Origin of the sequence: Youhaiella tibetensis (genome assembly GCF_008000755.1) — a bacterium.
In the GTDB taxonomy this organism is placed as follows: Bacteria; Pseudomonadota; Alphaproteobacteria; order Rhizobiales; family Devosiaceae; genus Paradevosia; species Paradevosia tibetensis.
This window is the reverse complement of record NZ_CP041690.1, coordinates 173,559-200,438: the sequence shown is the minus strand read 5'-3', so window position 1 is coordinate 200,438 and position 26,880 is coordinate 173,559. Positions and strand designations below refer to the sequence as shown.

Here is a 26,880-nt window from a genome sequence, read left to right as displayed (position 1 = left end):
TGCATCATCCCTTTGGGATGGTGCGGGGCTTTTTCGTTTGCTAGGCATCCTCACGCTCGAAAACCGGAAATAGTCCCGATGTCCAACCTTGAGACCCAGATCGATACCCTGCGCGCCGACCTCGGCGCCGCCATTGCCGCCGCCCAGGACCAGGGCGCGCTCGAAGCGGTGCGGGTGGCCGCCCTGGGCAAGAAGGGCTCGGTCTCGGCCCTGCTCGCTTCGCTCGGCGGCATGGCCCCCGAGGAACGCAAATCGGCCGGCCCCGCCATCAACGGCCTCAAGAACGAGATCGTGGCGCTGATCGAGGCCAAGGGGGGCGAACTGGCCGAAGAGGCGCTCAATGCCCGCCTCGCCGCCGAAAAGCTCGACGTCACGCTGCCGCTCCAGCCCGCCCCCACGGCGCGCGGGCGCATCCACCCGGTGAGCCAGGTGATCGACGAGATCACCGCGATCTTTTCGGACATGGGGTTCTCGATCGCCGAAGGGCCCGATATCGAGACCGACTACTACAATTTCACGGCGCTCAATTTCCCCGAAGGCCACCCGGCCCGGGAGATGCACGACACGTTCTTTTTGAAGCCCGACGCCGACGGCGCGCGAAAAGTGCTGCGCACCCATACCTCGCCGGTGCAGATCCGCGCCATGCAGCGGACCAACGAGAAGCCGGCGGCCAATTACATCACCGGTCCGATCGATCCGCCGATCCGGATCGTGGTGCCCGGCCGCACCTATCGCAACGACAGCGACCAGACCCACACGCCCATGTTCCATCAGGTGGAGGGGCTGGTCATCGACAAGTCGAGCCATATCGGCCAGTTGCGCTGGGTGATCGAGGAGTTCCTGAAGGCCTTCTTCGAGGTCGACAACGTCAAGACGCGGTTCCGGCCGAGCTTCTTCCCCTTCACCGAGCCTTCCATGGAAGTGGACGTGCAGTGCGACCGTTCGGGCAACGAGGTCAAGATCGGGGAAGGCAGCGACTGGCTGGAAATCCTCGGCTGCGGCATGGTGCACCCGAACGTGCTGCGCAATGCCGGGCTCGACCCCGATGTCTACCAGGGCTTTGCCTGGGGCATGGGTATCGACCGCCTCGCCATGCTCAAATACGGCATGCCGGACCTGCGTGCATTCTTCGATGCCGACAAGCGCTGGCTCGACCATTACGGCTTCCGCCCGCTCGACCTGCCGACGCTGTTCGGGGGGCTGTCGAGCTGATGAGCCCGCTGCCCGCCGGCTACGAGAATGCAGTGACGTTCAGCTTCGGGGATTCCCCGGAGCTGGCGGACGAACTGCTTGCGCTCGTGCTGGCCGGGACGAAGACCGCGACTTGCGACGCGGTCGGTACCTATGGCGCGACCGAGCCGATACCCGTTGTGGGGCGGCGCGACGTGGTGCTCGATGGCAGGGGCCGTCCGGCCTGCGCGATCGAGACCGTCGAGGTCGAGTTGCGCCGGTTCGACGAGGTGGATGCGCGCTTCGCGGCCGATGAGGGCGAGGGCGACCGCACGCTCGCCTATTGGCGGCGCGTGCATGAGGACTATTTCCGCCGCCACGGCAGTTTCGCGCCGGACATGATGCTGGTCTGCGAACGGCTAAAGGTGATCGAGGTATTTTCCCGTGACTGAGATCGAACCGCAAACCACGTTCGTGGTCACCGACATCGAGGCGGACGGGCCTACCCCGCTCCATTCCTCGATGCTCAGCTTCGCCTCGGTCGCCATCAGCGCCACCGGGGAACGGTTCGGCGAGTTCGAGGCGGTGCTCAAGCCGCGCCCGGACCGGCAGCCGGACGAAACCACCATGGCCTGGTGGCAGACCCAACCCGAGGCCTGGGCAGCGGCGACCACCAATGCCGAGGCACCGGAAGCCGTGATGCCGCGCTATGCCGACTGGGTGGAAAGCCTGCCCGGCTTTCGCGTCTTCGCGGCGGCGCCGATGATCTTCGATGGCCTGTGGATGGACCATTATCTCGACGAGTTCGCCGGCACGCGCGTGCTGGGCGGGCCGTTCAAGACGCGGCAGATCTTCAGGGGCGGCGGGGTGTGCCTTTACACCATGGCCGGCGCGCTGCGCGGCGCGCCCTATCTCAACTGGGGTATGCAGCGCGTGCCGGCCGAGTGGTACGGCCATATCGAGCATACCCACAAGGCCATCGACGATGCCCGCGGCTTTGCCAACGTTCTCGTCAAACTCTTTTCAATCTCCTCCAGCCTCGAAAAGCATGAGGCGACCGAAAGCATGTACCGATGAAATTCACCCTCGATTGGCTCAAGGAACACCTGGATACCACGGCGAATGCCGAGGAGATTTCAGAGGCGCTGACCACGGTCGGCCTGGAAGTGGAGAGCGTGGAAGACCAGGGCAAGGCGCTCAAGGACTTCGTGGTCGCCCACGTGGTGAGCGCCGAAAAGCACCCCAATGCCGACAAGCTGCGCGTTTGCAAGGTGGATGCGGGGACGGGCGAGCTCATCGACGTCGTCTGCGGCGCCCCCAATGCGCGCACCGGGCTCAAGACGGTCTTCGCCTTCCCGGGCACCTATATCCCGGGCTCCGACTTCACGCTGAGCAAGGGCAATATCCGCGGCGCCGCCTCCAACGGCATGCTGTGCTCGGGTCGCGAACTCGAGCTTTCGGACGACCATTCGGGCATCATCGAGCTGCCCGAGGATGCCCCGGTGGGGACGAAATACGTCGATTTCGCCGGGCTCAACGGGGTGGTCTACGACATCTCGATCACGCCCAATCGCGGCGACTGCACCGCCGTGCGCGGCGTGGCGCGGGACCTGGCGGCCTTCGGCATCGGCAAGCTCAAGCCCGATACCGGCAAGGCCGTGCCTGCTGCTGAAAAGACCAGCCCCGTGCCGGTCGAGCTGCGCTTCGAGCCCGGTGAGGTCGAGGTCTGCAAGATGTTCGCCGGGCGCCTCATCACCGGCGTCAAGAACGGTCCCTCGCCCGAGTGGCTGCAGGCCCGCCTGCGCGCCGTCGGCCTACGGCCGATCAATGCGCTGGTCGATATCACCAACTACATCTCCTACGATCGCGGCCGCCCGCTGCACGTGTTCGATGCCGATACGCTCAACGGCACCGTGCATGCGCGCATGGCAAAGCCCGGCGAGACGCTGCTGGCGCTCGACGGCAAGACCTATACGTTCGACGAGACGATCTGCGTGATCGCCGACAATTCAGGCCCGCTCGGCATCGGCGGCATCATGGGCGGGGAAGCCACCGGCTCGACCGAGCAGACGCAGAACGTCTTCATCGAATGCGCCTGGTTCGAGCCGACGGCCATCGCCACGGCCGGCCGCAAGCTCGGCATCAATTCGGACGCCCGCTACCGGTTCGAGCGCACGGTCGACCCGGAATCGGTCCTGCCGGGCATCGAGTGGGCGACGCAGATGGTGCTCGACCTGTGCGGAGGCACGGTCCACGAAGTGGCCGTGGCCGGCAAGGTCGGCAGCCCCAATACGGTGATCGACTTCCCGCTGAGCGAAACCAGGCGCCTGACGGGCCTGGACGTTTCGCGCGAGGAATCGGAGCATTTCCTCACGCGCCTCGGCTTCAAGGTCGAAGGCACCGGCGAGGTGCTCAAGGTCTCGGTGCCGTCCTGGCGCCCGGACGTCACGCAGAAGGCCGATATCGCCGAAGAAGTGATGCGCATGGTGGGCGTGGACAAGGTGCCGGTCGAGCCGCTGGCGCGCCTCAACCACGTGGCGCCGCGCATCCTCACCACCATCCAGAACCGCCGCCGCATCGTGCGCCGGGCCCTGGCGGCACGCGGGCTCGACGAGGCCGTGACCTGGTCGTTCATTTCCCATGCCGAGGCCGAGCGCTTCGGCGGCGGCGCCGAGGCGGTGCAGCTGGCAAACGCCATTGCCTCGGACATGACCGACATGCGGCCCTCCCTGCTTCCCGGGCTGCTGTCGGCGGCGCGCCGCAACGCCAATCGCGGCTTCGCCGATATCGCGCTCTTCGAGGTCGGCCAGGTGTTCCTGTCCGACAAGCCCGAGGGCCAGCACACCTATGCCACGGGCATCCGCACCGGCACGGCCGGCGCACAGGCCTGGGGCCGGAGCTGGCAGGGCAATGCCGGCAAGGTCGGCGTCTTCGACGCCAAGGCCGACCTGGGCGCGGCCCTCGACGCGCTGGGTGTCGATATCGAGAAGGTGCAGCTCGTCGCCGAGGCCCCGGCCTGGAGCCATCCGGGCCGCGGCGGCCGCCTGCAGCTGGGACCGAAGGTCGTCATCGGCTGGTTTGGCGAGTTGCATCCGGCCTGGCTCAAGGAACTCGACCTCGACGGGCCCGTGGCGGCCTTCGAGATCGACCTCGACGCCCTGCCCGAGCCACGACGGAAGCCGACGCGCGCCAAGCCGGCGCTCAACCTCTCGGACCTCATGCCGCTCAGCCGCGACTTCGCCTTCCTGGTGGATCGCGACGTGCCGGCGGCGGCCATCCTCAAGGCTGCACGCGGCGCCGAGAAGGCACTGATCACCGACGTGACGGTGTTCGACGTCTTCGAAGGCAGCCATGTTGGCGAGGGCAAGAAGTCCGTGGCCATCGAAGTGAGGCTGCAGCCCCAGGACAAGACGCTCAACGATGAGGAGATCGAGAAGATCTCGGGCGCCATTGTCGCTGCGGTCGAAAAGGCCACCGGCGGGACGCTGCGCAAATGACGGCGGACAGGGGCGGCGGGCCGGGCCTGCTGCCCATCGCTTCGTTCTGGTTCGGCGAGCTTTCCTGGCTCGAACGCCTCTGCCTCTCCTCGTTCGTGCGGCAGGGGCATCCGGTGCACCTTTACGGCTACGAGCCCATCGCGGGGATTCCGGAAGGCGTCGAGTTTCGCGACGCCCAGGACGTGGTGCCGCGCGAAAAGCTGGTGTTCTACAAGGGACGCGGCACGGCGGGGGTGTTCTCGGATCTCTTCCGCATGAGCCTGATGCGCCAGCAACGCGGCATCTGGGCGGACGCGGACATGTATTGCGTGCGCCCCATCGCCGCTCCCCCGCCCTATCTCTTCGGCTACGAACGTCCGCCCAGGGCGGATGGGACGGGCGGCTCGATCAACGGAGCGGTCCTCTTACTGCCCCATGATGCGCCGCTGCTCGACGACCTGCTTTCGGTGTTCGACGAGGGCGAGCGGCCGCTACTCGAGCCGCATCTGCCGCCCTTCCGGCGGCTGGAGGTGGCGGCCCGGCGGCTGTTCGGCGCCAGGGTGCCGCCCGAATACATGCAATACGGCGCCACCGGGCCCTTCGCCCTGACCCATTATGTGCGGGCACGTGGGCTGACCCAGTTCGTGCAGCCGACGGACGTCTTCTATCCCGTGCCCTATGAGGGCATTCCGGCGCTGATGCTGGCCGGCTCCTCGATCGAGGCGGCCGTGACCGGGCGCACGCTCGCCGTCCATATCTGGCGCAGCCAGCTCACCAATCGCGGACGCGCGGGGATCGGGATTCCCGAAAAGGGCAGCGCCCTGGCGCAGCTTTGCGAACTCGAGGGAATCGCCCTCTAGCGCAACCGCAGCTTCTTCTGCCACCAGCGCTTCCAGCGGTGGCGCATGAAGCGGTAGAAAAGCTCGTTGGTCATCACGTGACGGTAGATGCGGCGGAAGGCGACGATCGAATAGACGTGCCAAGGCTTTGACCAGCCGGTGTAGTGCAGGATCGCTGGATCGAGGCCCTCATGGGAATGGCGGGCGTCGATCACGTTCCAGCGCGGATCGAGATAGAGCCAGTTGTTGCGGAACACCAGATTCAGGAAATCCTGATCGTAGTAGATGCGCGCCATGGTGCCGTCGGCAAACATTTCTTCCAGCCGATCGAGAAGGCAGGCGTCGCGCCATTTCGCGATGTCGATGAGGATCATGCCGGCGTTGAAATAGGGATCGGCGACGTCGAAGATGTCGCGATTACTGGCGAGATCGCGGCCGGCGACAATGAAGGCTCCCTTGGTGTCGCGAACGGCGGCGATCGGAAGGCCCCGCATGTCGATTTCCAGGATGTCCTCAATCGGCGCGCGCACCAGCATATCGCAGTCAAGGTAGAGGACACGCTCGACATCGGGCCCGACCAGCCGGTCGATGAGCAGGCGCGCATAGACGATATTTGTCAGCCGCTTATTGTAGGGCATGCGCTCGGCGATGTCGGCAAACAGGTCCCAGGCGTCGAGGTCGTACCAGACAAGAGTGGCCTCGAACTCTGTTTCGATCCGAGTGAGATCAGCACGGTGCTCGTCGGTGATGCCGCGCTGGCAGAGGTGAAAAACCAGGTCCCGCCGACGGTGGGTAAACAGACAAACCGAGCGCATCACCGCATAGGCAGGCGCCCAGAAGTTGTCATCGAAGGTCAGAACGATATGGAGCTTTGCCATGCAGCGATCTCAGGCTCGACCGCGCAAGCCGAGCTTGCGCCGCCAGTATGTCGACCAGCGATGACGCATGAAACGGTAGAAAAGCTCGTTGGTCATCACGTGTCGATAGATGCGGCGGAAGGCAACGTTGGAGACCAGGTTCCAGGGCTTGTTTGGGCCCGTGTAGTGCAGGATCGAGGGATCCAGCCCCTCGTGCGGGTGCCGTGCATCGATGGTGTTCCACCGGGTCGGCAAGGGCTGCCACCGATGCTTGAAGACAAGGTTGAGGACATCCTGGTCGTAGTAGAGGCGCGCCATGACGCCTGAGGCGATCAGTTCCTCGAGTCGCTCGGGTACGGCCACCTGTCGCCACTTGTCGACGTCGATGACGACCATTCCCGAATTGAAGTAGGGATCGGCGGGGTCGAAGATGTCGCGATTGTTCTTGATGTCGCGCCCGCCCACGATCAGGGCGCCAGCAGTGTCGCGTACTGCGCCGATGGGAAACTCTCCCAGATCGGCAGCATAAAGATCTTCGATGGGTGCGCGCACCATCATGTCGCAATCGAGATAAATGACACGCGAAACGTCGGGGCCGACAAGCGTGTCGATCAGCAGGCGCCCGTACACCACGCTGGTCCACTGCCGGCTCGAGGGCACGCGAGAGACAATGGCGTTAAAGACGTCGGACCGGGTGAGATCATGCCAGACGAGAGTCGCGCCGAACTCGGCCGGTATCTTCTCCAGGTCGGCGCGATGCTCGTCGGTGATCGGCTGGTGGATCAGGTGGAAGACGAGGTCGCTGCGGCGCTTGGTGAAAAGGCAGATCGAGCGCATGACCGCATAGGCCGGCGCCCAGAAATTGTCGTCAAAGGCCAGGGCGATGTGGATCTTGTTGTCAGGCACTGGGCGCGTCCGCGAGCCTTGTGGAGGAGCCCGGGCTGTCTACCACGCCGGTGGCCTGAGACAAGTCTCTGGCCGGCGGCCGCGACAGGTGTGCGATGGCCGCCGTGGCGACGGCGAACGTCACCGTAAGCATCAGGATACCGAACGTCGCGTTGGTGAGGCCCATGAGGAAATAGCCAGCAACGAGGACAACGGCGCCCAGCCGGGCCGCTCGACGATGGGGACCCTCCGCCCGCCAGGCTTCGACCAGGGGAGCAAGGAGGATGCAGAAGTAGGCAATCACGCCGATTATTCCGCCCGTAACGGCGAAATCGGCGACGTCGTTATGCAGGTGATCATAAACGGGTGTGTGCAGCTCGGGCGGCATGGTGTCGGCCGCGATCTTGGTGAAGCCGACCATCCCATGGCCATAGAAGGGTGACTGCAGGAAAGCGTTGTAGGCAGCTTGATACATGAGCATCCGCTCGTTGTCCGAGCTATCGGCGGTCTTTCCGCTTTCGAGGACGCTGGTGACGGTGGCGATAACGCGCGTGACCGGACTCCATCCACCCTGGACAGTGCCCACCACGGCGCCGATCGCTATCAGCGCCAGCACGCTGATCACCAGCCAGGCCCGGCGCCCCAGGCCGCCCCACAGCGTCGCCAGGACCAACGTTAGGCCGGCAACTGGAATGATCGTCACAATAGCTCCGCGCGTACCGGACAGAATCACGGTGACCAGGGCAAATGCGGCCCCGGCCACGGCGATCCATTTCGACCGATTTCCTCCAAACAATCCCACAAGGCTGAGGAAGCCGAGGGCTACGACCACGTCCGCAAAGTGAATCGGATTGGCCACGATGCCGCCAGCGCGGGTCGAGTGCAGGACAAAGGTATCGTAGATCGCCACCAGCAGGGCCAGGCCTGCTCCGAGTGCGGCCAAACCACCAATCACGCCGGGATCAATGCGAAAGCTCGCGCGGCGGAATACGGTGATCAGCGGGCCGATCAGGAAGAGCGGCGCGAACACGAGAACCGAGATGATGTGGAGGGCCGAAGTCGCCGTGATACCGAAAGCCAGGATGAGCAGCAAACCGGCGAGCAGGGGCAGGGCCGCTGCGGGACGGCGCAGGTCGCCCCAGCTCCAGGTGAAAAGGCAGATGCCGAGGGCCAGGACCTGGGCCGCGATGACGGAGACGTTTCCCGCCTCGGGCCAGAGGCAGATAATCACCAGGCCTCCACCCAGGGCAGCGGCTGCGGATAGGTTTGTCAGGTATTTTACGAGCAAGGCTGGCTCCGCCGGAAGGTCCGGCAATCTGGCGCTTTGCCGCCCTCAGGTCAACCGATCGCCGGCCGGGGCGGCGCCTCCCCGAGGGAGGCGCCCTGCACTAGCGCTTGAGCGGGTAGTTGTCGAGCTGGGCGCCCTTGGTTGCTTCATCGATCGCGGCGATCTCTTCGGGGCTGAGGGTGAGGTTGGAGAGGACGCCGAGGTTGTCCTTGAGCTGGTCGAGCGTGCGGACCCCGATGAGGGCGGAGGTCATTTCCTTGCGGCGAAGCACCCAGGCGAGGGCGAGCTGGACCATGGACTGGCCGCGGGCCCTGGCGATGCCGGCCAGCTTCTCGGTGGCCTCGAGCAGGCGCGGCTCGATCGAGCGGGACGAGAGCGAGTAGTTCTCGGCGGCGCGGGTGCCCGTCAGGTCCGACTTGGCGTTGTATTTGCCCGAAAGGATGCCCTGCGCCAGGGGGGAGAAGGCGATGACGCCGACACCCAGTTCGCCAAGCGCCTCGATGGTCCTGTCGTTCTCGATCCAGCGATTGAGCATGGAATAGCTCGGCTGGTGGATGAGCAGCGGCACGCCCATGTCCGCCAGGATGCGATAGGCCTCGCGGGTCTGCGCCTCGGGGTAGTTGGAAATGCCGACATAGAGCGTCTTGCCCTGCCGGTGCAGCTGGGCCAGGGCCCCCATGGTCTCCTCGAGCGGGGTCGAGGGATCGAAGCGGTGGGAATAGAAGATGTCGAAGTAGTCCAGCCCCATGCGCTTGAGGCTCTGGTCGGCGCTGGCGATGAGATACTTGCGCGAGCCGAAATTGCCATAGGGCCCCGGCCACATGTCCCAGCCGGCCTTGGACGAGACGATGAGTTCGTCGCGATAGGGACGGAAGTCGCGCGCCAGCACGTCGCCGAAAAGTTCCTCGGCCGAACCGTAGGGCGGGCCGTAATTGTTGGCGAGGTCGAAATGGGTAATGCCCGAATCGAAGGCGTAGCTCAGGATTTCGAAGGCGCTCGGATAGTCGCGGGTGCCACCGAAATTCTGCCAGAGGCCGAGCGAAATGACGGGCAGCTTCAACCCCGAGCGACCGGTGAACCGGTATTGCATGGTGTCGTAGCGCGCCGAATGGGCACGATAGGTCATGATTTCCTCCCTGGGCGAGTGTGGCGGCGGCCAGATGGCGCAGCGCGGCGCGCGGTGCTAGAAAGCCGCGCATGAGCAATCTGCCCGTTTCGTCCCCGGCCTTCAAGGTCGCGGCTTTCTACAAATTCGCCGACTTTTCCGGGTTCCTAAGCCGCAAGGCCGATCTGGCCCAGTTCTGCTGCGCCCGCGCGATCAGGGGAACGATCATCCTGGCGGAAGAAGGTATCAACGGCACGGTCGCGGGCAGGCCCGAGGCTATCGATGCGCTGGTCGATCACCTCAACGAGACGTTTCCGTTCCAGGGCGCCGAGCTCAAGTATTCGACTGCCGACGCCATGCCCTTCCTGCGCATGAAGGTGCGCGTCAAGCAGGAGATCGTGACGCTGCGCGCGCCCGAGGTCAGGCCGAGCGAGCGGGTCGGCACCTATGTGGAGGCGCAGGACTGGAATGCGCTGATCGGCCAGGACGATGTGGTGCTCCTCGACACGCGCAACGACTACGAGGCCGGGCTCGGCACGTTCGAGGGAGCAATCGACCCCAGGACCGCGAGCTTCGTTGAATTCAAGGACTTCGTCGAAAAGCACCTCGATCCGGAACGCGACCGCAAGGTGGCGATGTTCTGCACCGGCGGCATCCGCTGCGAGAAGGCGTCGGCCTACCTGCTCTCGAAGGGTTTTGAAGAGGTGTTCCACCTCAAAGGAGGCATCCTCAAATACCTGGAAACGGTGCCGGAAGCGGAGAGCCGCTGGCAGGGCGAGTGCTTCGTCTTTGATGAGCGTGTTTCGGTGGTCCATGGGTTGCGCGAGGGCGCGGCGACGCTGTGCCGGGCCTGCCGCCGGCCCCTGACCCCGGCCGACCGCGCGCATGCCGACTACAGGGAAGGCATCTGCTGCCCCCATTGCGCAGGTGAGGTGCGCCAGGGCGTGGCGGAACGCCAGCGCCAGATCGCGCTCGCCCGGGCGCGCGGGGCATCGCATATGGGCGATGCGGCCGTGGCCCAGGCGCGCGAGGATCTCGAAAGAAAACAGGCCCGGCGCGAGGCGAGCCGCAACCGGGCCGGCAAGCAGACCTGATCAGGCCTTGCGGCGGAAATTCATGATCCAGTTGGTTTCCCAGACGATGCCGTCGCGCGAGAACGCCTGGCTCCAGCGCGCGGCATCGGGCCCCAGGCGGGTCCAGAAGAACTGCACGTTGACGGGCTGACCGCCGTCGACGTCGCGGCCCACGAACACGCCGTGATCGCCGATGAAGCCGCCCTGCACGGGTGGAAACAGGGTGCCCTGCTGGCTCGAGACCCAGTAGATCGCCCAGCGCCGGGCGGCCAAGTCGAAAAGGCGCAGGCTCATGCCGGAAAAGCCGCGGTCCGGCGCCTGCATCTCATCGATATTGGCGCCGCCACCCAGGCGCGGCTCGCACCGAAAGCTGGCCTCGAACTCGTCCCAGTCCTCGCAGCCGGCAAATCGGCGCTTGAGGCGCCGGTTGGAGACGATCCAGTCGCCATGGAGGAAATCGAAGTCGTGGACGGCGCCGGTGGGTGCGGCGAAATCGGTGGGATGGTAATTCATCGCAGGGACCTTTCGGTTCAGCGCAGCAGCGAGCGTGCGGTCGGTTGCAGAATGAGGGTTTCGGGCGGTGCCTTGAGGAAGTCGGAGAGCCCCGCGGGCGGGGCCTGCAGCCAGGTTTCAAGGCCCACCGCATTGTCGAAGCGCAGGAGCACCACATGCACCGGGTCGTCGGTGTGGATGGGGAGCCTGGGGTAGTTGTTCTCGGCTGCGAGCGTGAAGAAGCTCGCCAGCGGGTCGATGCCGGTTTCGGCAAGGGCGGCGCGCAGGCGCGCGTCGAACTCGGCGGCGCGGCCGTTATCGGCCAGCCGATAGAGCATGACGATGAAGCGCGAGCCGTTGGTGGCGAAGGCGCCGCGCGGCCGGCGCGGGCGCGCAGGGCGGACGAAGCCGTCCTGCGGGGCCATGGTGGAAAGCAGATGCACGTCGTCGCTATCGGCCATGGTGGCGTTGGCGCGGTCGCGATGCGCCCTCCAGACCGGTCCGCCATAGAAGGCGTCCAGTGCAGTGCGGCGGTCGTCGAAAGCCTCGAACCCGCGCAGCCAGACGAACTGGTCGGGCGCGCCATCGACACGGAACTGGCCGAGCACGTGGGCCCCCACGTCATCTTGGCTTTCGAGGAACTCGTTCTCGAAGAGGTCGATCAAAGTGTCACGCTGCCCGGGGTGGAGCCGATAGCGGCGCAACTCGACGATGGGGAGGCTGGTCACGGCCGGTCTCCCTAGAGCACGGCCCGCCGGGCGGCGGCGCTGGTGAGCACCCCGGCGAGCCCGTGCCAGCCACGGACGGCGACCACGGCGAGGAGGGATGGACGCTCGGACACGCGACCGGCCCTGAACAGGGCTTCGAGTTCGAGGTCGATGAAGAGCAGAGGCGTCTGCGTCCGGCGCGTGACCGATGAGAGCGTGGCTACCGGGGAATCGAAATGAGAGGGGTACATTTTCGCAAGCTCCTGAGTGTTCGCCAACGGGGATCGAGGCTAGCCGCCAAAGCCTGACAGCCAATGTCAGCCTTTGATGCTATGGTGCAGAAAATTACTGGCGGCGAGATCGATCCGAGTCGCTACGAGCATGGAAAGCATTGTAGTTTTCAAAGACTGACATCGAATGTCATGGTTTAGGAACGGACCGGGAAAATGCGCGCGAGCCGCCTGCTTTCGATCATGATGATGCTCCAGACGCGCGGGCGGCTGAGCGCTGAGATCCTGGCTGAAGAGCTGGAGGTTTCGGTCCGCACGATCTACCGCGACATCGACCAGCTGAGCGCGGCCGGGGTGCCGGTCTATGCCGAGACCGGGCGCAATGGCGGCTTTGCCCTGCTCGATGGGTGGCGCACGCGCCTGACCGGGCTGACAGCGCCCGAGGCCAAGGCACTGTTTCTCTCAGGATTGCCCGGCCCGGCCGCCGAGCTCGGGCTTTCGGACGATGTCGCGGCGGCCGAGCTCAAGCTCCTGGCCGCCCTGCCGGCGGATTGGCAGGACGAGGCCCGCCGCATCAGCGGGCGCTTTCACCTCGACCCCAAGGGCTGGTTCCAGCCGGCGCGGGTGCAGGAGCATCTCAAATCCGTCGCCGACGCCGTCTGGAGCGAAAGGCGCATCCATGTGCGATACGAAAGCTGGACCGGCGTGTCCGATCGCGTGCTCGAGCCGCTTGGGCTCGTGCTCAAGGGGGGCATCTGGTACGTCGTGGCGCGCCGGGACGAGGCGGTGCGGACCTATAAGCTCTCCAGCATCCTGGCGCTGATCCTCTCGGAGGAGCGTTTCGAGCGCCCGGCGGACTTCGACCTGCCGGGGTATTGGGCGCAATCGACCGAGCAGTTCGAACGGGACGTCTATATCGGAACGGCCTTGGTTCGGGCCTCCGAACGCGGCCGCAGGCGGCTGATGGACATCAGCCAGACCGTGCGTGCGGCGGTGGAAGCGGCGCCGATCGAGCCCGACGAAACGGGCTGGGCCGTGCTGGCCGTTCCGATCGAGGAGAACGACTGGGCGGCGCGCGAGATGACCAAGATCGGTTGCGAGATAGAGGTGCTGGCGCCGCCTGACCTGCGCGCCCGGATGACGGAAATCGCCCGGACGCTATGGGGATTTTACGCGGGCTGAACCAGCTGGGCGCGCGCCGCGGCGATGGTCGAGCGGACGGCGGCTTCGTCGGTCACGGTCAACTCGTATTCGCGCTCGAGCGCGGTGCCGCCCATGCCGACATGCGGGTTATGGAAGGCCATGCCGCTCGGCAGCGTGTTGCCGGCGGAGAAATGGGCCTCGTAGGCGCCGGTCCGTTCGAGCACGTCGCCGATATTGCCGGCGTTGAGGCCGCCGCAGACCATGACGGTCAGGCGGTCGCCGGCAAGCTTGACCGTGTGGCGCAGGATGTCGATGCCTTCGAGGGCCGTGCGCCGCTGGCCCGAGGTCAGCACGCGATCGACGCCGCAATGGACCAGGTCCTCGACCGCTTCGGCATAGTCACGCGTCATGTCGAAGGCGCGGTGGAAGGTCACCGTCAGTGGCTTGGCGGCGCGCACGAGCGCACGGGTGCGCTCGACATCGACGCGACCGTCGAAGGTGAGGCAACCGATGACCACACCGGCCACGCCGAGATCGCGCAACGCCTCGACGTCGCGAAGCATCGCCTGGAACTCGTGTTCGGAATAGAGGAAGTCGCCGCCGCGGGGGCGCACGATCACGTTGAACGGGATGGTCGAGAGCTTGAGCGCCTCGCGGACCACGCCGATGGACGGGGTGATGCCGCCCTCGAGCAGGCTGGCGCAGAGCTCGGCCCGGTCCGCCCCGGCCTTCTGCGCGGCGAGAAGGCCATCCACGCCCTCCACGCACACTTCGATTCTGGGGAGTCTGGGCTTGGTCATGATGGCACACCTGGCTTCAGATAACACTCGCAGCCTCATTGGTAGCGCCGTGCACAAAATCGAGGCAGGGGGTTTGGGGACTGGCAGATATGCGTTCGAGCCGTATCCGCAAACGCGCGCAACCTTCCGTTAAGGTTTTCTCAACAGTGAAGGGCGGACAATGAAACACGGCGGAACCTGAATATATATCAGTATTGCTGAAATATTGCTACGCAGGTTTCACCGGCCAGTTCGTATGCAGAGGTGGGTAGCATGTTGTTCCCTCGGCGACGACTTTCCGGATTTCGCCTTGATGACCAGGGCGTTGCTGCGGTGGAGTTTGCGATTCTCACGCCCGTCTTTCTCCTTATGCTCATGGGAATGCTGGCCTATGGCATTTATTTCGGCGCGGCCAATTCCGTCCAGCAGATCGCGGCGGACGCCGCCAGGACATCGATAGCCGGGCTGAGCGCCACCGAGCGCGACAGCCTGGTCAAATCGTTCATCGACGGAAACGCGCGGGACTACATGCTCATCGACGGCAGCAAGGTGACCTACACCATCGGCGACAAGCCGACCGATGCCAGCCAGTACGTGGTGACGGTGCGCTACGACGCCTCGAGCCTGCCGATCTGGAACCTCAACATCCCCCTGCCCTCGCCCAACAAGGTGATCACCTTCACATCGGTCATCCGCAAGGGCGGGATGTGACCATGGGGGCGGTGCGCCGGTTCCTCAGGGACGAGCGCGGCGCGATGGCGATCATGTTCGCCGGGGCCATGATCCTGGGGGCGATGGTCTCGGCGCTCGCGGTGGATGCCGGCTCGCTCTACCTCGAACGGCGCATGATGCAATCGGCGGCCGACCTGGCGGCGCTGCAGGCGACGCGCGATCCTTCGAGCGCCTTTTCCATCGCCAGGGGCGCGATGGTGGAGGCCGGGTACCTGACGGGAATCGAGACACAGCAGCAATTGCAGGACCCGCTCAAGCCGCAGCGCCTGATCGTGGAGTCCGGCCAGTACACCCCCGATCCGAGCCAGCCGGTGGGGCAGCGCTTCAAGCCGGGCCTGACGCCCTATAACGCGGTGAGGGTGCGCTACGAGCAGAAGGGCAATCTCTATTTCGCACGTTTCTGGAGCGAGCCGCCCCCGATTGGGGTGGAGGCGGTGGCCACCACCACGCCCGAAGTGGCGTTCTCGGTGGGGAGCCGCCTGCTCAGCCTCAAGGACGGGCTCGCCAATGTGCTGCTCAACGGGCTGCTGGGCACCAATGTCAGCATTGCAGCCGCCTCCTACAACGCACTGCTCGATGCCAGGGTCAGCGCCTTCGGCTTCCTCGACGCGCTGGCCAGCGAAATGCACATCACCGCGGGCACCTATGCGGACATCCTCAACGCCAGGGCGGATCACGGCGTCATCGCCAGGGCGCTGGCCGCTACACTCAACGGCACCGAGAAGACCGCGATGCAGGCAATTGCCCTTGCCGCCGGCCATAACGGGGAAGTGTCGATCGGCAAGCTCTTCGACCTGGGGCGTTATGCCAACCTCGCCATCGGGACGGGCGCGACGGGGATCTTCACCAAGGTCTCGGCCCTCGAGGTGCTTTCGGTGAGCGCCGCGCTGAGCGACGGCACGCACCAGGTGGCCCTCAATACCGGGATCAATGTGCCCGGGCTCGTGGGTGCGACGGTCAAGCTGGCCGTGGGCGAGCCGCCGCAGGGAGGAAGCTGGTACGCCATCGGGCCAACCGGGACCATCGTGCGCACCGCGCAGGTGCGGCTCAAGCTCAATGTCAGGCTCTCGCTCGATATTCTTGATCTGGGCCTGGTGTCCTCGCTGCTCGCGCTGCTCGGCATCCCCCATATCTTCGAGGTCAATGTGCCGGTCTATGTGGAAGTCGCCAATGCCGAGGCGACGGCGGTGGCCGCCACCTGCCCCACCGGCAATGCCGTGAGCGGCACGGCGACGATCGCGGTGCGTCCGGGCGTGGCGCGCGTGGTGCTGGGCGAGGTCAGCGACGCGGCGATGGCCAATTTCGGGGCCTTTCCGACGGTGGGCGAAGCCAAACTCATCAATGCGCTCGGGCTCATCCAGGCGACCGGCAAGGCACATGTGCAGGTGGCCGAGATGCAGCCCAAGCTGGTGAGCTTTTCGACCTCCGAGATCGCGGCCGGCAAGGTCAAGTCGGTCTCGACCACCGCGATCACCCAGTCGCTGATGACTTCGCTCCTCTCGGACCTCAAGCTCGACGTGACGGTGCTGGGGCTGCTGGGCGGACTGCTGAGCGAGGTGCTGGCAAAGACGGGTCTGCTGAACCTGCTCTCGCCCCTCGGCGCCGCGCTCGACCCGGTGCTGGCGTCGCTGCTCAACACGCTCGGGGTCAAGGTCGGGGAGGCGGACGTGCAGGTCTATGGCGTGCGCTGCACGCCGCCTGTGCTGGTGCGCTAGCGGTAGAAGCGCGGCGTGAACACCCACTCGCGGTTTCCCATCGCGAAGCGGGTGGTGCGCGAGGATCCCACGATCAGGGTGGAGCGCGAATCGACCATCTCGCTCGAAAGATCGGCAAGCGAGGTGACCGCAAGGCTTTCGCCGGGGCGGCCGACATCGCGGCCGATGACGACCGGCGTATGGGGCGCACGATGGCGGCGCAGGATCGCGATGGCTGCCTCGAGCTGGTGCGGGCGCGCCTTCGAAATCGGGTTGTAGAGCGCCAGCACGAAATCGGCCTCGGCGGCAGCGGCGAGGCGCGTCTCGATCGTTTCCCAGGATTTGAGATTGTCGGAAAGCGACATCACGGCGAAATCGTGCCCGAGCGGCGCGCCGACCCTGGCGGCTGTCGCCATGGCGGCGGTGATGCCGGGGAGGATGGCGAGGTCGACGTCGGCCCAGGGCGGGGCGGCGTCGGCGCCCGACAGGGCTTCCATGACCGCGGCGGCCATAGCGAAAACCCCCGGATCGCCAGAGGACACCATGACGACGCGCCGACCCTCGGCGGCGAGGTCGAGCGCGGCGCGGGCGCGATCGAGTTCCTGGCGGTTGTCGGAGGCGTGCAGGCGCTGGTCGGGCCGGAAGGGGCCGGCCATTTCCACATAGGTGCGGTAGCCCAGGATGTCGGTGGCGTCGCGCAGTTCGGCGGCAACCTCCGGCGTCCGCTGGGCGGCGCCGCCCGGGCCTAGCCCCACTACAGCCAGGCGCCCGGGCCCGGGGGTGTGCAGATAGACCAGTTCGCCGGGGCCGGGCTCGACCGAGGAGTCGACGATGGCGATGCGCAGGCGCGCCGAAGGGTCGACCGCCAGCCCGGAGAATTCGAGCCAGGGGGCGTCGCCATCCACCTGGACCGGGCGCCCCGTGAGCAGCTCTGAAACGAAGGTCTTGGCGTCGCCCGGATTGAGCAGCTTATAGCCGGCAGGCGGATTGAGGAGATTGACCCCGAAACGGAGCTCGCCGGTGGTGGTGATGGCCGGGGCGGTTTCGAGGGCGGCGCCGAGGGTGCGGGCCAGGTCGTTGACGCCACGCGTCGCCCCGAGAAGCGGCACCACGGCCGAACCGTCTTCGGCGACGGCAAGCACGGGCGGTTCGGCACGCTTGGACTGGAGAAGCGGGGCCAGGGCACGGATAACGATGCCTGCCGCGCAAAGCGCGATGAGCGGGCGGTCGGCCGAATAGGCCTCGCGCAGGGCATCGCCGAAATTGGCGATGGTGCGGTCGGCACCGACGACGCGTCCCTCGAGGCCGAAGAGCTCGGCGCCGGGCAAGGCCGCCTGGAGGCGCTGGGCGGTGGCAAGGCTCACCGCGTTGAGGGCAAAGATGGCGGGCCGGCCTAGCTCAGCCATTTGCGCCCCGGCACCAGGATGATCGAAAAATAGGGGGAACTCTGCGCCTCGACGTCGCGGAGCGGCAGGATGCGTTCGGCGGCCATGGTGGCGCGTTCGACATAGAGCGCCCGATCCAGGAGGCCGAGATCTTCGAGGCAGGCGCGCACCTTGGCGAGATTGCCGCCGCCCAGCTTCATGATGGCGGCCGCGTCGGCGCGGGCGAGTTTTTCGCGCAGGTCCTCGGGTGCAAGCGTCCCCGAAAGGATGCTCAGGCTCTGGTTGCGATAGACCAGCGGCGCACCGAGAACCGCGGCGCTGGCGAAGATGGAGCTGACCCCGGGCACGACTTCGGTCGGGTAGCGATGCGCCAGCCGGTCGTGGATGTACATGTAGGAGCCATAGAACAGCGGATCGCCCTCGCAGACCACGGCAACGTCGCGGCCGGCATCGAGATGGCCGGCGATATCGGCGGCCGCCCGGTCGTAAAAGCCGGCGAGCAGGGTCTCGTAGTCCTCGCCGTCGGGCAGCTTTTCGCGGGTGACAGGGTATTGCAGGCGCAGCAATTGCTGGCTGGGCTCGAGATGACCCTCGATGATGGTGAAGGCATTGCCCTTGCGTTCGCGCGCGGCGAAGAAGGCCACGACCGGCGCCGCCCTGAGGCGGTTGAGGGCCTTGAGGGTCAGCAGTTCAGGGTCGCCGGGGCCAACGCCCAATCCGAAAAGCGTGCCGGCCATCATTCGCGCTCGGTCGCCAGCGCGTTGATGGCGGCTGCGGCCATGGCAGTGCCGCCCCGGGTGCCCAGCAGGGTCACGAAGGCCAGGCCACGGGGGTTGGCGGCCAGCGCGTCCTTGGCGTCGGCGGCGCCCTCGAAGCCGGCGGGAAAGGCGATGACCAGGGCCGGCGGCTCGGCGGCTGCCAGGACGGCGGCAATCGCGGCGCTCTCCGAACCGATGGCGACCACGGCTCCCTTGAGGGTCGGGGCATCGGCGAGGAGGCCGACGGCATTGCCCGCCTCGAGGCGGGAGCGGGTGATGCCGCGCTCGAGCGTGGGAGAATCGCACAGAATCGGCGCGCCGGCAGCGAGGGCGGCGCGACCGATGGCGCCAGCCCGGGGCGAGGCGCGCAGGTCGGCGATCACATCGACCATGCCGCTGGCATGGGCGACGCGCACGGCGAGCTTTTCGAGATCGACGGGGACGGCCGACAGGTCCGCTTCCTCGCGGATGATCGAGAAGGAGCGGCGGTAGATCTCGGCGCCGTCGCGGATGTAGTCGAGCACGTTTTCCCCGAAAGAAGTCAGGCCTTGGCGAGCTTGCGGGCGATGCCGGCCACGGTGAGCGAAGACGCCAGCTTCTCCCCGAAGCGGGAGGCGGCACCATCCGCCCTTCGATAGAGATCATAGCGTCCGGGCGCAACTGCCACGAGCGTATGGGGCGCAGCCCGCGCCGAGGCGCAGGATTTTTCACAGCCCGAAAGATGCAATCCGGCATTGATGCCGAAGCCGGCCAGCATCATGGCGTCGCGCTGGGTATCGGCCAGTGCCGAGCGGCAGCCGGTGGAGCCGGAACAGGCCAGCATGTCGGCCAGCGGATGGTCGGGCGCGCTGACCAGGCCCAGCGCCGCCAAAGCGGCGAGGACGGGCGCGGGCCGTGCCACGCCGGGCAGGAGCACCGATTGGTGCGGGGTGAGGCGAATCGCGCCGTCCCCCTCGCGCTCGGCGAGGGTCGCGAGGCCATCGAGCATCGCCGGGGTCAGCCGGCCGAGAGGCGGGCGGGCCCCGATCCAGGAAACGCCGGGTGACTGCACGTGGGTGCCGAGGTGACCGGACGGGCCGCGCGCGGCGGTAGCCGTGGGAGCGGCGAGCAGGCCATCGACGAGCCTGGCTGCGCCTGTGCCGAGTTCACGCATGCGGGTCGCGCCGGTAGCAAGGAAACGTTCGATCAGAATGGCGAGGGGTTCGACCGCGTCGTCGGCGCGCAGCGTGCCGAGGGGCGAATCGAGGAGCGTGCCGCCCAGGCCCAGAGCGAACGTGTCGCGGGAGGTGGCCGAGAGCCAGATATCGTTGGGGTGGTGCAGCGGGGCGCTCGCTTCGCCGCCATCGACCAGGATCGAGAATTTCGGCGAGAGGGCATGGAAATCGGCGCGCCGGTCGAGAAGGGCCAGCAGGGCGCGGGCGAGGGGAGCGGTTTCGAGCAGCGCACCGGGGTCGATGCCATAGGTGGGACTCACCATGACGTTGCGCACATCGTCGGCGCCCGAGTTCGAGCCGCCGAGGCCGGCGTCGAGGAGGCAGCGGACGAGGGCATCGCCGTCGCCGGCGGCAATGCCGCGCAATTGCAGGTTGGCACGGCTGGTAATTTCGATGATGCCGTTGCCCCATCGGCGTGCGGCCTCGGCGAGGGCGCGGGCCTGGGGCGCATCGAGCGTTCCCAGCGCGACCTTGACCCGGCAGATGCCGCCGTCGCGCGCGGGCGCCAGCCGGTAAAGGCCCGGGCAGGCTGATTGGCGGATGGGGGACGCCTCGTTCATGGGTGCAATCTAGATGGTTTCACTGTCGGCAGGAAGCCGATCCCCTTGCTGCCGGCCGGGTGCCCTCCAGCCGGATGCGGGAAAAGAAAAAGCCGCCTTGCGGCGGCTTTTCTTGGGAGGGATGGTGGAGCCAATCGGAATCGAACCGACGACCTCTTGAATGCCATTCAAGCGCTCTCCCAACTGAGCTATGGCCCCTTGTTCCCTTGGGATTTCGCCTCGGAAGCGGTGAACCCTCCCGAAGCGAGGCGCAACCTATTCAAGCTCTTTCCGATACGCAAGGCCTATTTTGACCTTTTTGCAAAACTATCGGAAGTGCTTGATTTCGTTAGCGTTCGTCCTCGTTGCCGACGTCGAAATCGATGTCGTCCTCGTCTTCGTCCTCTTCGAGGAACACGTCTTCCTCGTCGTCGCCCAGGTCTTCCTCGACCTCGACGTCCTCGACATCGGGAATATCCTCGTCGCCTTCAGCTTCCTCGTCGGCGTCTTCGAGCGAGACGATCTCGGGCGCGCTGGCGTCCTCGAGTTCTTCCTCTTCGTTCTCCTCGTCCTCGTCATCCTCGGCGCGGGCGCGAGCCGGGGCGGGCTTGCCGGGCAGAACCTGCTCGAAATAGCTGCGCGGATAGCTCTTGCCGGTATAGGGCGAGACGATGGGATCCTTGTTCAGATCGTAGAACTTCTTGCCCGTTTCGGGATCGGTTCGTTTGGTGCCGCGGTCGGAACTAGCCAATCTTGCTTTCCTCACGATGGGTGCACGGGGCTTTCCCCGCCTTCGTTCGTCCGGTTAGGGGGAAACTTTTGGCCTGTCAAACCCAAAATGCTCCCCCGGGCAGCGGCATTTCATGCCTTCGCCGGCCGGCGCGACTTGGCCGTGCCGGAACCGCCATGCTAAGGGCTCACCCGACCGCTTCGGGTAACGTGTTCGGATGGCAGCAAGATGATCATCGCGGTGGATGGGCCGGCAGCATCGGGCAAGGGTACTCTGGCCGGCGGACTGGCCGGCTATTACCGGCTGCCGCACCTGGACACCGGCCTGCTTTATCGCGCCGTCGGACGGGCGGTGGAGGCCCATGAGGGGCAGGCCGATTTCGAGGCCAGGGCCATCGAAGCGGCCCGGGACCTGCATCCGGACGATCTCGACCCCGAATTCCTCGTGGCCCAGAAGATCGGCAACCTCGCCAGCAAGGTCGCGGTGATCGGGGAGGTGCGCAAGGCGCTCTTCCAGTATCAGCGCAATTTCGCCCTGCGCCATGGCGGGGCGGTGCTGGACGGGCGCGACATCGGCACGGTGATCTGCCCGGAGGCCGACGTGAAGCTGTTCATCATCGCCGATGCGCATGCGCGCGCCGAGCGGAGAGCCCGCCAGTTCGCGGCGCGCGGGCAGGCTGTTGATTTCGAGACCCTCTATACCCAGATAGAAGAGCGGGACGCGCGGGACCGCGCCAATCCCAATGGCGGATTCTATCCGGCTGCGGACGCACACTTGCTAGATACGACGCAACTGGATATAGAGGCCGCACTCCGCGCAGCCGTCGCGATCGTCGATGCGGTCATTGCGCGCAAGGCAGGGCACTAGCCCAAATCCATCCTTGCGGCACTGGACCCCGTGACGGTCACAAAACCGAAGCGGCTGGCGAATTCTTCGTTCTATCAGAATCGGGATCATGCGCCCCTGCACCGGGTCTGTCGGCATTTGCCGCGTCCGGACGCGTGATCCTCAGAAACCTTCGAACAACCGGTGCATCTGGAGACCGATTTGGCACAGCAAACTGTGACTAAGGAAGATTTCGAAGCCCTCCTCATGGATAGCTTCGTGGACAACGAGCCGCTGGAAGGCACCGTTGTCAAAGGCAAGGTCATCGCCATCGAGAACGACCTGGCCATCATCGATGTGGGCCTGAAGACTGAAGGCCGCATCGCACTCAAGGAATTCGGCCAGGCTGGCCGTGATGGCACCATCAAGGTTGGCTCGGACGTCGAAGTCTATGTCGACCGCGTGGAAAACGCCGTTGGCGAAGCCGTTCTGTCGCGCGAGAAGGCTCGCCGCGAAGAGAGCTGGGTGCGCCTCGAAGAGCTGCACAACAAGAACGAGCGCGTTGAAGGCGTCATCTTCAACCAGGTCAAGGGCGGCTTCACGGTCGACCTCGAAGGCGCCATCGCCTTCCTGCCGCGTTCGCAGGTGGACATCCGTCCGATCCGCGACATCGGCCCGCTCATGAACGTGCCGCAGCCGTTCCAGATCCTGAAGATGGACAAGCGTCGCGGCAATATCGTCGTGTCGCGTCGCGCCATCCTCGAGGAAAGCCGCGCCGAGCAGCGTTCGGAAATCGTCCAGCAGCTCGAAGAAGGCCAGATCGTGGACGGCGTGGTCAAGAACATCACCGATTACGGTGCGTTCGTTGACCTGGGCGGCATCGACGGCCTGCTGCACGTCACCGACATCGCGTGGCGTCGCGTCAACCATCCGAGCGAAGTGCTCTCGATCGGCGAGACCATCAAGGTCCAGATCGTGCGCATCAACCACGAGAGCCACCGCATCTCGCTGGGCATGAAGCAGCTCCAGGCCGATCCGTGGGAAGGCATTGCCGCCAAGTATCCGCTGGGCGCACGCTTCACCGGCCGCGTGACCAACATCACCGACTACGGTGCGTTCGTCGAGCTCGAGCCGGGCATCGAAGGCCTGATCCACGTCTCGGAAATGAGCTGGACCAAGAAGAACGTCCATCCGGGCAAGATCGTCTCGACCTCCCAGGAAGTCGAAGTCATGGTCCTGGAAGTGGATCCGGAGAAGCGCCGCATCTCGCTCGGTCTCAAGCAAACCCTGCAGAACCCGTGGGAAGCCTTCGCCGAGAAGTTCCCGGTCGGCTCCACCATCGAAGGCGAAGTCAAGAACAAGACCGAATTCGGCCTGTTCATTGGCCTGGACGGCGATGTGGACGGCATGGTGCACCTCTCCGACCTCGACTGGCAGCGTCCGGGCGAGCAGGCTCTCGAGGACTACAACCGTGGCGACATGGTCAAGGCCAAGGTTCTCGACGTCGATGTGGAGAAGGAGCGTATCTCGCTCGGCATCAAGCAGGTCGGCAACGATCCGTATGAAGAAGCCGGCGATACCCTCAAGAAGGGTGCCGTGGTTACCGGTACCGTTGTCGACGTCAACGACGGCGGCATCGAGGTCAAGATCGCCGACAGCGAACTGACCGCCTTCATCCGCCGTGCGGACCTGAGCCGCGACCGCAACGACCAGCGTCCGGAGCGTTTCTCCAAGGGCGAGAAGGTCGACGCGCGCGTCACCCAGTACGATCGCAAGACCCACCGCATCTCCCTCTCCATCAAGGCGCTGGAAATCGCCGAGGAGAAGGAAGCCGTGGCGCAGTACGGTTCCTCGGATTCGGGCGCTTCGCTCGGCGACATCCTGGGCGCCGCGCTCAAGAGCAAGAACGAAGACAACTAAGTCTTCGTCGGCTTGACCGATCAGGGTCCGCGCTGGCAACAGCGCGGACCTTTTTGTTTCGAGGTGAGCAATGATCCGTCCCGTAGCCCTGTGGCGCCCCATGACCCTGGCCGACCTGCCGGCCGTGGAGAGAATGGCGGGGCTGGTGCATCCCGGCTTTTTCGAAGCGCCCGAAATCTTTGCCGAGCGTCGGGCGCTCTATCCGAAGGGCACGCTGCTGCTCGAGGTGGACGACAAGCCGGCCGGGTACGTGCTCAGCCATCCCTGGCGGGCGCGCCAGCTTCCCGCGCTCAACTCGCTTCTCACCGCGCTTCCCGAGGATGCCGATACCTACTACATCCATGACCTGGCGCTGCTCGAGAGGGCGCGCGGCACGGGTGCGGCGGGCGCGGTGGTGCAGCGGCTGGCCGACTGGGCGCGCAGCGAAGCCTTCCCGACGATGAGCCTGGTGGCCGTCAACGGCTCGATCGGCTTCTGGCAAAGGCAGGGCTTCGCCCGGGTCGAGGCGCCCGAACTGGCGGGCAAGCTCGCCAGTTACGAGGAGGCGGCCTGTTTCATGGTCCGCCCCCTGCCCTGACGAGCGGCCTTGCATTTGCCCCAAGCGCCGCGTAAGTCCCCGGATAGTCTCGATCTCCGAGTGGCTTGCCATGACCGAAACGACCAATCCCGAGCCGCGGCGCGATACGCCTGACGCCCTCGTCGCCAACGCCATCCTGCGCCGGTCGCGCTCGCGCTGGCGCCTGGCGGCGTTCCTCGCGCTGGCCGTGGTGGTGCTGGCACTGGTCGGCCGGTTCGCCATGGATCGCGCCACCTTCACGGACTACGTGGCCCGCATCAATATCGACGGCACCATCGCGACGGACCCGGCGCGCCTCAAGGTGCTGGCCGATCTCGCCGATGACGAACACGTCAAGGCGGTGATCATCGCCATCAATTCGCCCGGCGGAACCACCGCCGGCGGCGAGGAGCTCTACGAGGGCCTGACGGCGCTGCGGGCGAAAAAGCCGGTCGTCGCCGTCATCAAGGAACTGGGGGCCTCGGCCGCCTACATGACCGCCATCGCCACCGACCGCATCTTTGCCCGGCGTCTCTCGATCGTCGGATCGATCGGGGTGCTCTACCAGAACGTGGATGCCGGCAAGCTGCTCGATACCATCGGGGTCAACATGGAAAAGGTCGCCACGGGCCCCCTCAAGGCCGAGCCGGACTTTACCGGCCCCATCAAGCCGGAAGTGCGGGCGAGCCTGGAATCGCTGGTCGGTGACAGCTTCGACTGGTTCGTGGACATCGTTTCGGAGCGGCGCGGGCTCACCCGGCCGGAGACCCTGGCCCTTGCCGATGGACGTATCGTCACAGGCCGGCAGGGCGTGGACGCCAGGCTGATCGATGCCATCGGCGGGGAAGCGGAGGCCATCGCCTGGCTCGAAAGCGAGAAGGGACTGGCGGCGAAGCTGCCGGTTTCCACTCGCTATCCGCTGCCCGACCAGGGCTTGGGATGGGTCGGAAAATTCCTTGGATCACAGGCGCGTACTGCTTTGGGCTTAAACCCTACCGGGCCTATCGTGCTTGACGGGCTGGTTTCGCTTTGGCAGGTTGGACCAACATCTTGAGGCAGGCGGACCAGCGGCAACGCAACCGGGGACGGCGATGATCAAATCCGAACTCGTACAAAAGCTTGCGGAAGAAAACCCGCACCTGTTTCAGCGGGACATCGAAAACATCGTCAACGCGATACTCGATGAGGTCGGCGACGCCATGGCGCGCGGCGACCGGGTCGAGCTGCGTGGCTTTGGCGCCTTCTCGGTCAAGAACCGGCCGGCGCGCGTCGGCCGCAACCCACGGACCGGCGAACAGGTCGATGTCGGCGAGAAATACGTGCCTCAGTTCAAGGCCGGCAAGGAGATCCGCGAGCGCCTGAACCGCGAATAGCGGTTGGAAGGATTCGCGTCGGGACGACGGTTAATGGTTAAACGCATCGTGGGTTGGGTCGTCCTCGTGCCGCTCTGCGTGCTGTTGATCCTGTTCGCGCTGGCGAACCGGCAGCTCGTGATCGTCAACTTCAACCCGTTCATGCCCTCCGGCTCGCTCACGCAGCCGGGCTATGGCGTGCCGCTTTTCCTGGTCATCTACATTGTGCTCCTGCTCGGCGTCATCGCGGGGGGCATCGCCACCTGGTTCGCGCAGGGCAAGGTCCGGCAGGAAAAGCGCCACTGGCGCAAGGAAGCCGAGACGCTGACGCGCGAACTCGAGGCCCTGCGCAGGTCCACCGGCCAGCTTCCCGTCCGCAATGCTCTTTCAGAAGTCGACGATATCCTCGACAAGCCCTAGCACCCCAGCACCAATCCATCGCGATGAGCACTCAACCCATCATCAAAATCTGTGGCATCAAGACTCCCGCCATTCTTGAGGCTGCGATCGATGCCGGCGCCGACATGGTCGGCTTCGCGCATTTCCCCCGGTCCCCGCGCCATGTCGGGGTGGAAGCCATCGGGGACCTGATCTCGCAGGCCCGCGGGCGGGTCGAAACCTGCGTGCTGCTGGTCAACCCGGACAATTCGGTGGTTGCCGAGATCGCCGCGCTCGGGCCGGACTGGCTGCAACTGCATGGACCGGAAACGCCGCACCGCGTCGAGGCCATCCGCGCCGAAGCCGGCATCCCGGTGATGAAGGCGCTGCCGGTGGGCAGCGCGGCGGACCTGGCGCAGGTGCCGGCGTTCCTCGATGTCGCCGACCGCATCCTGCTCGACGCCAAGCCGCCCAAGGGTGCCGACCGGCCCGGCGGACTGGGCGTTCCGTTCGACTGGTCGCTGCTCAAGGCGCTTGACCCGGCAATCGCATTCATGCTTTCCGGTGGGCTGACCCCTGATACCGTGGCCGAGGCCATCCAGAGGGTGAAGCCTTTCGGCATCGACGTGTCTTCCGGGGTGGAAACGGCGCCGGGCGAGAAGGATGAGCGGCTGATCGCCGCCTTTATCCGCAACGCCCGCATGGCAGCAGCCGCCTGAACATAAAGGAACTATTATCGTGGTAGCGAACGGG

Annotated in this window: 29 protein-coding genes and 1 tRNA gene; 16 read left to right on the top strand and 14 right to left on the bottom strand. The window is 65.8% G+C overall.

The genetic code is table 11. From position 1 onward, the window contains the following. Positions 1–78 precede the first annotated feature (78 nt). From pheS to FNA67_RS00920, 5 genes are read left to right on the top strand one after another with little or no spacing between them, the layout of a single operon-like run. Positions 79–1,212 (top strand): phenylalanine--tRNA ligase subunit alpha, encoded by a 1,134-nt coding sequence (gene pheS / locus FNA67_RS00940; protein WP_147654740.1) that lies wholly within the window; start codon positions 79–81, stop codon positions 1,210–1,212. After that, positions 1,212–1,622: an ASCH domain-containing protein gene (locus FNA67_RS00935; RefSeq protein ID WP_147654739.1), complete on the top strand. Its 411-nt coding sequence runs from the start codon at positions 1,212–1,214 to the stop codon at positions 1,620–1,622. The genes pheS and FNA67_RS00935 overlap by 1 nt, the downstream gene beginning before the upstream one ends. After that, positions 1,615–2,247: a 3'-5' exoribonuclease domain-containing protein gene (locus FNA67_RS00930; RefSeq protein WP_049707303.1), complete on the top strand. Its 633-nt coding sequence runs from the start codon at positions 1,615–1,617 to the stop codon at positions 2,245–2,247. The genes FNA67_RS00935 and FNA67_RS00930 overlap by 8 nt, the downstream gene beginning before the upstream one ends. Then, on the top strand, positions 2,244–4,667 hold the full coding sequence (pheT, locus tag FNA67_RS00925) for a phenylalanine--tRNA ligase subunit beta (protein ID WP_049707302.1): 2,424 nt from the start codon (positions 2,244–2,246) through the stop codon (positions 4,665–4,667). Before FNA67_RS00930 ends, pheT begins: the two co-directional genes overlap by 4 nt. Continuing rightward, on the top strand, positions 4,664–5,506 hold the full coding sequence (locus tag FNA67_RS00920; protein ID WP_147654738.1) for a hypothetical protein: 843 nt from the start codon (positions 4,664–4,666) through the stop codon (positions 5,504–5,506). Before pheT ends, FNA67_RS00920 begins: the two co-directional genes overlap by 4 nt. Here the strand turns inward: FNA67_RS00920 and FNA67_RS00915 are convergent. The 4 genes from FNA67_RS00915 to FNA67_RS00900 form a co-directional block, all read right to left on the bottom strand. Beyond that, a complete protein-coding gene (locus tag FNA67_RS00915; RefSeq protein WP_147654737.1) occupies positions 5,503–6,363 on the bottom strand; it encodes a glycosyltransferase family 8 protein in 861 nt (286 codons plus the stop codon). The two genes, FNA67_RS00920 and FNA67_RS00915, sit on opposite strands and share 4 nt — an antisense overlap. A gap of 9 nt (positions 6,364–6,372) precedes the next feature. Beyond that, on the bottom strand, positions 6,373–7,248 hold the full coding sequence (locus FNA67_RS00910; RefSeq protein WP_147654736.1) for a glycosyltransferase family 8 protein: 876 nt from the start codon (positions 7,246–7,248) through the stop codon (positions 6,373–6,375). Further along, the gene (locus tag FNA67_RS00905; protein WP_170267167.1) at positions 7,241–8,515 is read right to left on the bottom strand and encodes an O-antigen ligase family protein; all 1,275 of its coding nucleotides are present in this window, start codon (positions 8,513–8,515) and stop codon (positions 7,241–7,243) included. Before FNA67_RS00905 ends, FNA67_RS00910 begins: the two co-directional genes overlap by 8 nt. A 100-nt stretch (positions 8,516–8,615) precedes the next feature. Next, complete coding sequence (locus tag FNA67_RS00900) at positions 8,616–9,641, bottom strand: aldo/keto reductase (RefSeq protein WP_049707297.1); 1,026 nt, start codon at positions 9,639–9,641, stop codon at positions 8,616–8,618. A gap of 80 nt (positions 9,642–9,721) precedes the next feature. Between FNA67_RS00900 and trhO the strand changes: the two genes are divergently transcribed. Then, positions 9,722–10,714: an oxygen-dependent tRNA uridine(34) hydroxylase TrhO gene (trhO, locus tag FNA67_RS00895; RefSeq protein ID WP_170267390.1), complete on the top strand. Its 993-nt coding sequence runs from the start codon at positions 9,722–9,724 to the stop codon at positions 10,712–10,714. On the opposite strand, the gene FNA67_RS00890 is transcribed toward trhO, so the two are convergent. Genes FNA67_RS00890 through FNA67_RS21775 form a run of 3 tightly spaced genes read right to left on the bottom strand, consistent with a single transcriptional unit; the run spans position 10,715 to position 12,143 of the window. After that, on the bottom strand, positions 10,715–11,206 hold the full coding sequence (locus tag FNA67_RS00890; RefSeq protein WP_147654733.1) for a hypothetical protein: 492 nt from the start codon (positions 11,204–11,206) through the stop codon (positions 10,715–10,717). It lies immediately after the preceding gene. A gap of 17 nt (positions 11,207–11,223) precedes the next feature. Continuing rightward, positions 11,224–11,913, bottom strand: coding sequence for an NIPSNAP family protein (locus FNA67_RS00885; protein ID WP_170267166.1), 690 nt, complete (start codon positions 11,911–11,913; stop codon positions 11,224–11,226). 11 nt (positions 11,914–11,924) lie between these two features. Continuing rightward, positions 11,925–12,143: a hypothetical protein gene (locus FNA67_RS21775; RefSeq protein WP_170267165.1), complete on the bottom strand. Its 219-nt coding sequence runs from the start codon at positions 12,141–12,143 to the stop codon at positions 11,925–11,927. A 195-nt stretch (positions 12,144–12,338) separates the two neighbouring features. On the opposite strand from FNA67_RS21775, the gene FNA67_RS00880 reads away from it, so the two are divergent. Continuing rightward, on the top strand, positions 12,339–13,304 hold the full coding sequence (locus tag FNA67_RS00880) for a helix-turn-helix transcriptional regulator (protein ID WP_147654731.1): 966 nt from the start codon (positions 12,339–12,341) through the stop codon (positions 13,302–13,304). Here FNA67_RS00880 and FNA67_RS00875 read toward each other — a convergent pair. Next, a complete protein-coding gene (locus FNA67_RS00875) occupies positions 13,292–14,065 on the bottom strand; it encodes a copper homeostasis protein CutC (protein WP_244616428.1) in 774 nt (257 codons plus the stop codon). The two genes, FNA67_RS00880 and FNA67_RS00875, sit on opposite strands and share 13 nt — an antisense overlap. A gap of 312 nt (positions 14,066–14,377) precedes the next feature. Here FNA67_RS00875 and FNA67_RS00870 point away from each other — a divergent pair, with 312 nt between their 5' ends. Then, a complete protein-coding gene (locus FNA67_RS00870; RefSeq protein WP_244616427.1) occupies positions 14,378–14,755 on the top strand; it encodes a TadE family protein in 378 nt (125 codons plus the stop codon). A 2-nt stretch (positions 14,756–14,757) separates the two neighbouring features. Next, entirely contained in the window at positions 14,758–16,491 is a 1,734-nt protein-coding gene (locus FNA67_RS00865; protein WP_147654728.1) for a TadG family pilus assembly protein, read from the top strand. On the opposite strand, the gene cobJ is transcribed toward FNA67_RS00865, so the two are convergent. The 6 genes from cobJ to FNA67_RS00835 form a co-directional block, all read right to left on the bottom strand. Beyond that, a complete protein-coding gene (gene cobJ / locus FNA67_RS00860) occupies positions 16,488–17,876 on the bottom strand; it encodes a precorrin-3B C(17)-methyltransferase (RefSeq protein ID WP_147654727.1) in 1,389 nt (462 codons plus the stop codon). The genes FNA67_RS00865 and cobJ overlap by 4 nt on opposite strands. After that, on the bottom strand, positions 17,864–18,595 hold the full coding sequence (locus tag FNA67_RS00855) for a precorrin-2 C(20)-methyltransferase (RefSeq protein WP_147654726.1): 732 nt from the start codon (positions 18,593–18,595) through the stop codon (positions 17,864–17,866). Before FNA67_RS00855 ends, cobJ begins: the two co-directional genes overlap by 13 nt. Continuing rightward, a complete protein-coding gene (locus FNA67_RS00850; protein ID WP_147654725.1) occupies positions 18,592–19,137 on the bottom strand; it encodes a precorrin-8X methylmutase in 546 nt (181 codons plus the stop codon). The genes FNA67_RS00855 and FNA67_RS00850 overlap by 4 nt, the downstream gene beginning before the upstream one ends. Positions 19,138–19,154: 17 nt before the next feature. Beyond that, the gene (gene cobG / locus FNA67_RS00845; protein ID WP_147654724.1) at positions 19,155–20,387 is read right to left on the bottom strand and encodes a precorrin-3B synthase; all 1,233 of its coding nucleotides are present in this window, start codon (positions 20,385–20,387) and stop codon (positions 19,155–19,157) included. A 122-nt stretch (positions 20,388–20,509) separates the two neighbouring features. Next, positions 20,510–20,585 (bottom strand) — tRNA-Ala (locus FNA67_RS00840). 130 nt (positions 20,586–20,715) lie between these two features. Next, a complete protein-coding gene (locus FNA67_RS00835; RefSeq protein ID WP_049707287.1) occupies positions 20,716–21,117 on the bottom strand; it encodes a TIGR02300 family protein in 402 nt (133 codons plus the stop codon). A 207-nt stretch (positions 21,118–21,324) separates the two neighbouring features. Here FNA67_RS00835 and cmk point away from each other — a divergent pair, with 207 nt between their 5' ends. The 7 genes from cmk (at position 21,325) to FNA67_RS00800 (ending at position 26,846) form a co-directional block, all read left to right on the top strand. Then, the gene (gene cmk / locus FNA67_RS00830) at positions 21,325–21,963 is read left to right on the top strand and encodes a (d)CMP kinase (protein ID WP_049707286.1); all 639 of its coding nucleotides are present in this window, start codon (positions 21,325–21,327) and stop codon (positions 21,961–21,963) included. A 162-nt stretch (positions 21,964–22,125) separates the two neighbouring features. After that, the gene (gene rpsA / locus FNA67_RS00825; RefSeq protein ID WP_280176976.1) at positions 22,126–23,841 is read left to right on the top strand and encodes a 30S ribosomal protein S1; all 1,716 of its coding nucleotides are present in this window, start codon (positions 22,126–22,128) and stop codon (positions 23,839–23,841) included. Between the two features lie 70 nt (positions 23,842–23,911). After that, on the top strand, positions 23,912–24,418 hold the full coding sequence (locus FNA67_RS00820) for a GNAT family N-acetyltransferase (protein ID WP_147654723.1): 507 nt from the start codon (positions 23,912–23,914) through the stop codon (positions 24,416–24,418). A gap of 70 nt (positions 24,419–24,488) precedes the next feature. Then, positions 24,489–25,451 carry a signal peptide peptidase SppA gene (gene sppA / locus FNA67_RS00815; RefSeq protein WP_049707283.1) on the top strand — a complete coding sequence of 321 codons (963 nt, stop codon included), beginning with the start codon at positions 24,489–24,491 and terminating at the stop codon, positions 25,449–25,451. Positions 25,452–25,488: 37 nt separating this feature from the next. Beyond that, positions 25,489–25,770 carry an integration host factor subunit beta gene (locus FNA67_RS00810; RefSeq protein WP_049707282.1) on the top strand — a complete coding sequence of 94 codons (282 nt, stop codon included), beginning with the start codon at positions 25,489–25,491 and terminating at the stop codon, positions 25,768–25,770. A 33-nt stretch (positions 25,771–25,803) separates the two neighbouring features. Beyond that, positions 25,804–26,169: a LapA family protein gene (locus tag FNA67_RS00805; RefSeq protein ID WP_147654722.1), complete on the top strand. Its 366-nt coding sequence runs from the start codon at positions 25,804–25,806 to the stop codon at positions 26,167–26,169. A gap of 23 nt (positions 26,170–26,192) precedes the next feature. Beyond that, positions 26,193–26,846 carry a phosphoribosylanthranilate isomerase gene (locus FNA67_RS00800; RefSeq protein WP_049707280.1) on the top strand — a complete coding sequence of 218 codons (654 nt, stop codon included), beginning with the start codon at positions 26,193–26,195 and terminating at the stop codon, positions 26,844–26,846. Positions 26,847–26,880: the final 34 nt, after the last annotated feature.